This window comes from Brevundimonas sp. (assembly GCF_036659295.1).
Lineage (GTDB): Bacteria > Pseudomonadota > Alphaproteobacteria > Caulobacterales > Caulobacteraceae > Brevundimonas.
In genome coordinates, this window is the sequence record NZ_JAVXCU010000094.1 from 1 (window position 1) to 8,337 (window position 8,337).

Annotated in this window: 8 protein-coding genes and 1 pseudogene; 2 read left to right on the forward strand and 7 right to left on the reverse strand. The window is 60.8% G+C overall.

All coding sequences use genetic code 11. From position 1 onward, the window contains the following. Positions 1-737: carotenoid oxygenase family protein (locus tag RSB01_RS12445; protein WP_332625573.1), on the forward strand; the 737-nt coding region annotated here is incomplete at its 5' end. 71 nt (positions 738-808) lie between these two features. Here RSB01_RS12445 and RSB01_RS12450 read toward each other — a convergent pair. Beyond that, complete coding sequence (locus RSB01_RS12450) at positions 809-2,512, reverse strand: class I adenylate-forming enzyme family protein (protein WP_332620338.1); 1,704 nt, start codon at positions 2,510-2,512, stop codon at positions 809-811. A gap of 84 nt (positions 2,513-2,596) precedes the next feature. Between RSB01_RS12450 and RSB01_RS12455 the strand changes: the two genes are divergently transcribed. Next, positions 2,597-3,637 carry a hypothetical protein gene (locus RSB01_RS12455; protein ID WP_332592071.1) on the forward strand — a complete coding sequence of 347 codons (1,041 nt, stop codon included), beginning with the start codon at positions 2,597-2,599 and terminating at the stop codon, positions 3,635-3,637. Positions 3,638-3,721: 84 nt separating this feature from the next. On the opposite strand, the gene RSB01_RS12460 is transcribed toward RSB01_RS12455, so the two are convergent. The 6 genes and pseudogenes from RSB01_RS12460 to RSB01_RS12485 all read right to left on the reverse strand — a co-directional run. Next, the gene (locus RSB01_RS12460; RefSeq protein ID WP_332592070.1) at positions 3,722-4,519 is read right to left on the reverse strand and encodes a DUF1295 domain-containing protein; all 798 of its coding nucleotides are present in this window, start codon (positions 4,517-4,519) and stop codon (positions 3,722-3,724) included. A 45-nt stretch (positions 4,520-4,564) separates the two neighbouring features. Next, positions 4,565-5,323 (reverse strand): SDR family oxidoreductase, encoded by a 759-nt coding sequence (locus RSB01_RS12465; protein WP_332620235.1) that lies wholly within the window; start codon positions 5,321-5,323, stop codon positions 4,565-4,567. Between the two features lie 3 nt (positions 5,324-5,326). Further along, on the reverse strand, positions 5,327-5,857 hold the full coding sequence (locus RSB01_RS12470; protein WP_332592037.1) for a nuclear transport factor 2 family protein: 531 nt from the start codon (positions 5,855-5,857) through the stop codon (positions 5,327-5,329). Further along, entirely contained in the window at positions 5,854-7,665 is a 1,812-nt protein-coding gene (locus RSB01_RS12475; protein WP_332592036.1) for an AMP-binding protein, read from the reverse strand. Before RSB01_RS12475 ends, RSB01_RS12470 begins: the two co-directional genes overlap by 4 nt. After that, positions 7,662-8,102 (reverse strand): nuclear transport factor 2 family protein, encoded by a 441-nt coding sequence (locus RSB01_RS12480; protein ID WP_332620237.1) that lies wholly within the window; start codon positions 8,100-8,102, stop codon positions 7,662-7,664. The genes RSB01_RS12475 and RSB01_RS12480 overlap by 4 nt, the downstream gene beginning before the upstream one ends. Positions 8,103-8,179: 77 nt before the next feature. Beyond that, a pseudogene (locus tag RSB01_RS12485) lies at positions 8,180-8,337 on the reverse strand (thiolase domain-containing protein); the annotation flags it as partial.

An 8,337-nucleotide genomic window follows, 5' to 3' on the forward strand; every position in this document is an offset into this window, starting at 1 on the left:
ATACGGACCTGCTGGCCAAAGGCTATCACGCAGCCCGCATCCACGACCTGCCGTCGCGCTTTGCCGTGATCCCGCGTTATGGATCCGAAGCTGACATCCGCTGGTTCGAAGCCGACCCTACCTATGTGTTGCACTTCCTCAATGCCTATGAGGAAGGCGACGAGATCGTCATGGACGGCTATTTCCAGGAAGTCCCGATGCCCGAACCGCTCGAGGGTCACCCCAAGGGCATGGACCGCATGATGGCCTATCTGGACGAGCACAGCTTCAAGTCCAAACTGCACCGCTGGCGTTTCAACCTGAAGACGGGCGAGACGACCGAGGGGCATCTGGATGACCGCGTGCTGGAATTCGGCGTCATCAACAACCGCTATGCCGGTCGCAAGAACCGCTACTGCTACTCGACCACGACCAAGCCGGGCTGGTTCCTGTTTAACGGCTTCGTCAAACACGACCTCGAAACTGGCGAAAGCTGGCAGATCACCCTGCCCGAGGGTCGCTATGCCAGCGAAAGCCCGTTCGTGCCGCGCATTGGAGCTACGGACGAAGACGACGGTTACCTGATCAGCTTCGTCATCGACGAGAATGCCGGCACGTCCGAATGCATTCTGGTGGACTGCAAAAAGTTCGAGGAAGGCCCCGTGTGCCGCATTGCTTTGCCGCACAAAATCTCCAGCGGCACCCACGCCTGCTGGGCTGACCGCGCCTATATCAAGAACGGCGTGGTGGCCGCGTAATCTGGCCACCGCGCAAGAAAAAGGGGCAGTGTCACCACTGCCCCTTTTGTTTTGCCCGCTTTAGACCGCGATCAGCCTGCTTTCAGCAGACCCAGCACATGCTCGCGCAGTTCGGTCCGCACGACCTTGTTCATCGCATTACGCGGCAGGGCGTCCACGCACACCACCGATTGCGGCAGCTTGAACGTCGCCAGCCCCTGCGCCTTAAGCCATTCAGCCAGTGCCTTTACATCCGGCACCGTGTCACCCGACGGCACCAGCGCGGCACAAACCTTTTCGCCCAGAAGCTCGTCGGGAATACCGCAGACAGCCGCTTCCTTCAGGTCCGGATGGCCTGACAGAATATCATCCAGTTCGGCCGGAGAAATATTCACCCCGCCGCGCACGATGATGTCCTTGCAGCGCCCGACAAAACGGTAATAGCGCGCCAGATGCCCCTCGCCCGCGATCTCGAACAGATCACCGGTGCGGTAATAACCTTCCTCGTCAAAGGCGCTAACCGTCAGTTCGGGGGCATCGAAATAACCCTCGAAGGTGGCAGCCCCCCAGAAACGCAACTCGCCAGGGATACCGGCTTGCGTGATCACGTCGCCGGTGGCGGGATCGACCAGACGGGTCTTGATCATGGAGGCAGTTTCGCCAGACCATTCAATGCCGTCTGCACCCATGCGCGGGAAGTAACGCGCGCGCTCGGTATGGTCCGACACATGCATCGGGCCACTGAACAGGGACGCCCCCTCGTTCGAGCCGAAGATGTTGCACACCTCGATGCCCCATTTCTGCGCCCAGCCCTCGATCATCCATGGGGCCAGCGGTGCCGAACCCGAACCGATGGCCCGAAGGCTCGACAGGTCCAGCCCCTCGACCATGGCAGGGGTCTTCAGGATGGCATTCAGGATGGCGGGGGCAGCGATGGTATAGTTCACCTTCTCCTGCTCGATCTGCTTCAGATAAACACCCAGATCGAACGGATGGTGCAGAACCAGCGTCCCCTTTTGCCACAGCCACGGCATAACCAGCCCGAACGAGCCGATATTTACCAGCGGGAACGGGTTCAGCAGAACCTCGCCCTCGCGCACATCGGCGGCTTCGGACACCATGCGGGCATTGACGATCCACAGATTGTGGTCGCGCGGCACCCCCTTGGGACGGCTCTCCGTCCCCGAGGTCCAGAAGATAGTAAAAACCTCTTCGGGCTTGATCGGATCAGCCTTGGCCGCAGCCTCTGCCAACGCCGGATCGGCAGCCGCGATAATGTCGTCAAAGTCGATCTGGTCGCCCTCGGCCCCGCCCCAGACCAGCACCTTGGCACCTGTGTTCGCCACCAGTGCGCTCATCATCGCTGCATGACCGAAACCGGACAGCGCGCGCACGGTCACCACAGCACGCGGTTTGACCTTTTCCAGCACCCACGAGAACTCGTGCTCGCGATACATGGTCGGCACAGGACTGATGATCAGACCGATCCGCGAACAGGCCAGAGCCAGCAGCACCGTGTCGACCACATTGGGCAACTGGTAGCTGAGCACATCGCCCTTTTTCAGCCCCTGCCCCAGCAGCGCAGCGGCGATGCGGTCAACCTGCTCGCCCGCTTGCGCCCACGTCAGGCGGCGCGGCTCTACGCCGTCCAGCTGGGCACGATTCGGCGGATCAACCAGAGCCAGCCGGTCACCCACCTCGACACGGTTACGCTGAAGCAGGCTGTCGACCGTCAGATCGCCCCACCAGCCCCGTTTTCTAAAATCAGCGAGCCTTTCTGCCGTCGTAACGATCATGGCGCTTCCCTCCCCTGATTATTGCTTTCATAAAGAGACTATCTAGGGCGAGGAGGCCCGGCAAGTCGCAATCGGGAAGTAAGCATGGTCAAGATTATACAATGGGCAACCGGTGCGATGGGGCGCACTGCCCTACGCCGGATCATCGACGATCCGGCTTTGGAACTTGCGGGTGTCTATGTGTATTCGGATCGCAAGAACGGGGTTGATGCCGGACAATTGGCCAAGCGTCCCGATACGGGGGTTCTGGCCACCAACAGCATCGAGGACATCCTCGCACTGGATGCCGATCTGGTCATCCACACACCGCGCATCACCCTGCCCTATGACCAGATGAATGCCGATGTGATCCGCCTGCTGGAAAGCGGCAAGAACGTCATCTCGACCGCCGGCTTCCACTATCCTCTGGCCCATGACGAAGCCTACTGGAAGCCGCTGAAAGACGCCTGCGAGAAGGGCAATGCGACACTGGCCGGTCTAGGCGTCAATCCGGGCGGCTTCATCGAGCGTATTGTGCTTGCGGCCACAGGTTTCAGTTCCGAACTGGACAGCATCACGGTGCGCGAAACCGTCGATGCCTCGGAAATGACGGTGAAGGAATTCGTATTTGGCCTGATGGGTTTTGGTGCCGATCCGGCCGTGAACGATATTACCAAGGGACCTCTGGCCGAGATGTACACGGCCCTGTTCAGCGAAATCCTGCACTTCTCGGGCAAGGCGCTGAATGTCGAGCTTTTGGACATCACACCGGACCACGCCCTGACGCTCGCGCCTCACGACATGGAAATCGGCGCAGGCATCATCAAACAGGGCACTGTCGCGGCCACCGAATGGCTCTGGACCGCCCGCTATACGCAAGGTGTCAGCTTCACCCTGTCGATCCTGTGGACCTCCGATCCCAAGCTGCACGGCAAGGACACCAACGGCCACTGGGTTGTCGATATCAAGGGCCGCCCGAACATGACACTGACCTTTGCTATCGACGAAGGCGACCCGACCAAGCCCCAGTCGCGCGCCCTGACGGACGCCACGATCGCAGGAGCCATGCGCGGCATCAAGGATGTGGTGGCGGCCCCTCCCGGCTTCTTTGCCTTCTACCCGTCCGGCGCATGGCAAGGTCGCTGAAGGCTGGCCCCTAGAACTGGGATAGTAAACAAAAAAGGGCGCGGGAGATGATCCCGCGCCCTTCTTTTTTCGCTGGCCCTAGGATCAGATCTTCTTGGGCGGCATCGGCACAAAGCCCGAGGTACGCGCGATATAGTCGGCATATTCCGGCTTGGTCTTGCGCATACGATATTCCATCGTCGGCGCACCCGACCACTTCATCAGGGTCCAGGTCAGGAAGGCCGGACCAATGAACGAGAACAGGCCGGTAAAGCTCTCTGCCGCGACCATATAAAGTCCCCACCAAACAAGAGCTTCGCCGAAATAGTTCGGGTGACGCGAATAGCGCCACAGGCCCGCCTGCATGACCTTGCCCTTGTTCGATACATCCTTCTTGAACTGGCTCAACTGCCAGTCGGCGATGCACTCGAACACCAGACCGAACAGGGCGATGCCCACACCGATCCAGCCAATAATACCAACCGTCGCAGGTACCGCATCGATCTGGCCCAACTGTACCGGAAGCGATACGAGAAACTGCAGCGGCATCTGCGTCAGGCAGACACTAACGGCGCAGAAGAAGCCAAAGCTCCAGCCCTTCTTCTCGCGGGCCTTTTCGTACAGACGCTCATAGCGACGGTCAGGCCCTTGGGTCTGCCAGCGGCGGATCATATAGCCGAACAGACGCACACCCCAGACCGCGCTGATAACCAGCAACAGCCAGTTACGCATGGTCGGCTGCTCGACCTGCAAGAAGGTCGAGAGCGCCAACACAGGCATGCCCAGCCCCCAATAGGCATCAACAATGGTCGGGTCTTTCAGCTTGACGCCAATGGCCCAGACAATCGCAAAGCCCAGTGCCGCCACCCCGACATTCACCAGCAAAACGCTCAGAACTTCCATAACCCCACTCCCCCGTGGCGGGCCGTGGTCCGGCCCGTATTATTGTTAGTGACCGGTATTCAGGTTTTCAGCCGTCAGCATGCGGGCCAGCGCCCGCTCGTGCCCCTTGGGATCACGCGCCAAGGCCGCGCGAACCTCCAGAACCATGCGGTCGGTATCGGCTTCGTCCAGCTTGCGCTTGATCGCCGACAGACCGACACGGGCGATGTCTTCGGGCCGTTCCTTCTTGCCCTCGACCTGCGAGGCCATGCGGGTATCCACCGAGCCGACAAACAGGGCCGTCACCGACGTTCCCTGAGGGGCCAGTTCCGCACGGATGCAGATTGTCGCCGCCTTGGCTGCGAACTTGGACGGGCTGTAACCGCCCATCACCGGCATGGCGCACAGTCCCCCCGCCGACAGGACGTTCACAATCGCCCCGCCGCCATTCTGTTTCAGCACCGGCGCAAAAGCCCGCGACATGGACAGGACGCCGAAATAGTTGACATCCATCTCCTCGCGCGCAGCCGCCATGCTGTCGGCCCCGATCAGGCGCTGCCCCAGGAAAGCACCGGCATTGTTGATGACGATGGAAACATCGGTGCATCGGGCCACAGCGGCTGCCACCTGCTCTTCACGTGTCACATCAAGTTCCAGCGCGACGACCTTGTCACCAAACTCTTCTACCAGATGCTGGGCCGATGCCGCATTACGCGCACCGGCATAGACCTTGGCGGCACCCTGCCCGATCAGGGCGCGAACAAAAGCTTCGCCAATGCCGCGATTGGCACCCGTTACGATGGCGACGCTATTAGCGATATCCATGGTTCAGGCCCCGATCTTATAGAGGGCGTCGTGCGGTTTCTTGGCGGCGCGAACCAGTTTGGAGGCGTCGGGTGTAATCATCCCTGCACCCCAGTTTTCTGCCGTCGCGCTATCGTGGTTCCATTCCCAGACTAGCGTACGGCGCGCGATCTTCCACGCGCCTTCGCGCTTTTCGAACTGGTCGATGGCGCGGGCCAGCGTGAAGGTATCCAGTTCCTCGCCCGCCTTGGTCTTCATGCGGGCAAAGGCAAAGATGTAGTGCTCGACCCTGGCCGCCTCTCCATCCAGTTCGATCAGGATATTGGTCGCCAGATGGTTCATCACGCCCGAGCGAGGCAGCATCTTGGCCATCACCGCCACATAGGCATCGGCAGGGCCGTCATAGATGCCGCCGTGATCTTCCCACGCATCGGGGTGATAACAGGCCGCAATCAGCTCGGCATCGGCACGGTCCGCACCGCGCAGATACAGGTTGATGACTTCGGTAATGGCCTGCTTGTCCAGCAGAGCCTGAATTTCAGGGTGATGGGTCATGCAGCCCCTCCGTCTAGAATGATGACGCCCGTATCAGGCGTTTCGGCAAACAGGCGCTCGACCAGTTCGCGGCGGTTATCCAGAACGGCACGGCGGTTCACCGTGCCCTTGTCCGACAGCTCGTGGGCATTCGGGTTCGGCAATGCGTCGGGGAACAGGATGCGGCGCACGCGGTTGCCACCTGACTGCCCTGCATTGAACGCTTTCAGGCGCTCGGCAATCTCGGCCTCGGCATTGGGGGCCTTCGTCCAGATGATCGCTGTCAGATAAGGCCGGTTATCGTCACACAGCACCAGATCCAGAGCCAGAGGGTCCAGCGTCTTGAGGATCTGCTCGCGCAGATGCCCGCCATAAACCCATGCCCCGCTCAGGAGCTTGAACTCCTCGGCGGCACGGCCAGCAAAGGCCAGCCCCAACTCCGGCTGTTCCGGATCGTGGAAAACACACAGATCGCCCGAATGGTAATAGCCGTCGGCGTCAAACGCCTCGGCCGTTTTAGCCGGTTCGTCCAGATAGCCGTTCGACAGGCTCGGCCCCTTGGCCCAAAGTTCGTACCGCTCTCCAACCGGCACCAGTTTCAACACCGTGCCCGGCACAGGCAGACCCAGCCCCACCTTGTCGGTCTCGTAATGGGTGACCGTGATGGCCGAACCGGTCTCGGTCGAGCCATAACCGCTGGTCAGCATGACACGGTGCCCGCATTCGGAAACGGCACAGGCCTGTAGGCGGTCAAACACCGCCTGTGTTAGACCCGCCCCGCCAAACAACATCATACGCAGTCGCTCGAAGAAGGTCTTGCGTAGCGCAGGATCCGCCTCCAGCGCATCGGCCAGCATGACATAGCCCAGCGGCACGTTGTTGTAATAGCCGACGCCGATCTCGCTGAGGTTCCGGATCGACTGGTCGAACAGGCCCGGCATCGGCTTGCCGTCGTCGATATAGAAGGTGCCGCCTTCCAGCAGCGTGGTTCGCATGGCAAACGCGCCCGCTGCATGGTGCCAGGGCAGCCAGTCGAGCATCACATCGTCCCACCCCGCCGTCTTGCCAACGGTCTGCTGGCACTGGGCCGTATTGGCCGCCAGCGCGCCCAGCGTCAGCACCACCAGCTTGGGTAGCCCTGTCGAGCCAGACGTCAGCATATAGGCCGCAACATCATCCTCGGCCAAACCTTCGATGGTCTGGGCCACAGCGGCTGTAGGCACTGTTGCGATCACATCGGCAAAGCTGATCGCGCCCTCGAAAGGCTCGCCACACACCAGCACGGCCCCGCCAGTATCCACCGACGAAATAGCCTGTGCGATCTTCGCCGTTTCGGCAAAAATGACCGCCGGTTTGGCCTTGGACACGACGTGACGTAGTCGTCCCAGATCACCGCCCAGCGCCACCATCATCGGACTGGCCGGACACACCGGACGCCCCGAACCCCACCCCCCATAGGTGACGGCCGAGAACAACGACGAGTTCGACGAAATCAGGAACACCGGCCCGTCAGCCTTCAGGTCCAGCAGCCATTGCGTCAGACCATCGGCATTGCGCTTTAGCTGGGCATAGCTGGTCGAAACCCAGTCGCCGCCACCAGTGGCACGCCTTGCCACAGCGGGCTTGCCGCCCACCCGCAGCGCAGTTTGCGCAAACACGCGCGGCAGGTTGAAATCATAGGGCTGAACCGGAATGCGCGACTGGATATAGATGGTGCCATCGGCATCGCGGCGCACATCCAGATCAACCGGCAATAGCGAGGCATCGCGCAGCGGTGCCGCCGCCACCTGATCTGGCGTTAACCTGGCATTGGTAACCATCACATTCATGCCCGTGCGCCCGTGATGGCCGGACGATCCAGCATGACCTCGGCCTCGGCGGCCACAATGCCGGTCTTGCCCTGCGAGGTGTGCAGATAGCCGTTATAATACTCGCGCCAGTAACGGATCAGGCCGTCCTCATAGTCGAGGATGCCCATATAGGGGATGGCCACGCGCTTGCCGTCGGTCAGGATGAACTCGTCGGCCCCTTCCATCCAGAGGCGGTCCCCGACCTCGGTATAGTCGAACAGACGCCAGCGGCTCTCGGCGATCTTGGAGGCCATGGCTTCCAGCGCCTCGCGCATGGCCGCCTTGCCCTTGATGACAGGGCTGAACCCACCCGAATTATTCCACTCCACATCTTCATGGAGGAAGGTCATCACCGCATCGACGTCCTGACGGCCCCAGGCCTCGATCATCGATAAAAGCTTTTCGATATTCGCCATTTGGTCTCTCCCCTAGCGCAGGCTCGTTAATCGGACCGCGTCTATGTTGTTTAAATTCAGTAACTTCAGGAAATCTCTTATGTTCCAACGACAAAGCTGACCGTGGTAGTGGTCGAGCCACCGATGTTCAGGGTCTGGACGTTTTGGGCACCTTGGACCTGCATGTCTTCAGCCTTGCCGGTAACCTGACGCGCTGAGTCCAGCACCATGCGAACACCCGTTGCGCCGACCGGAT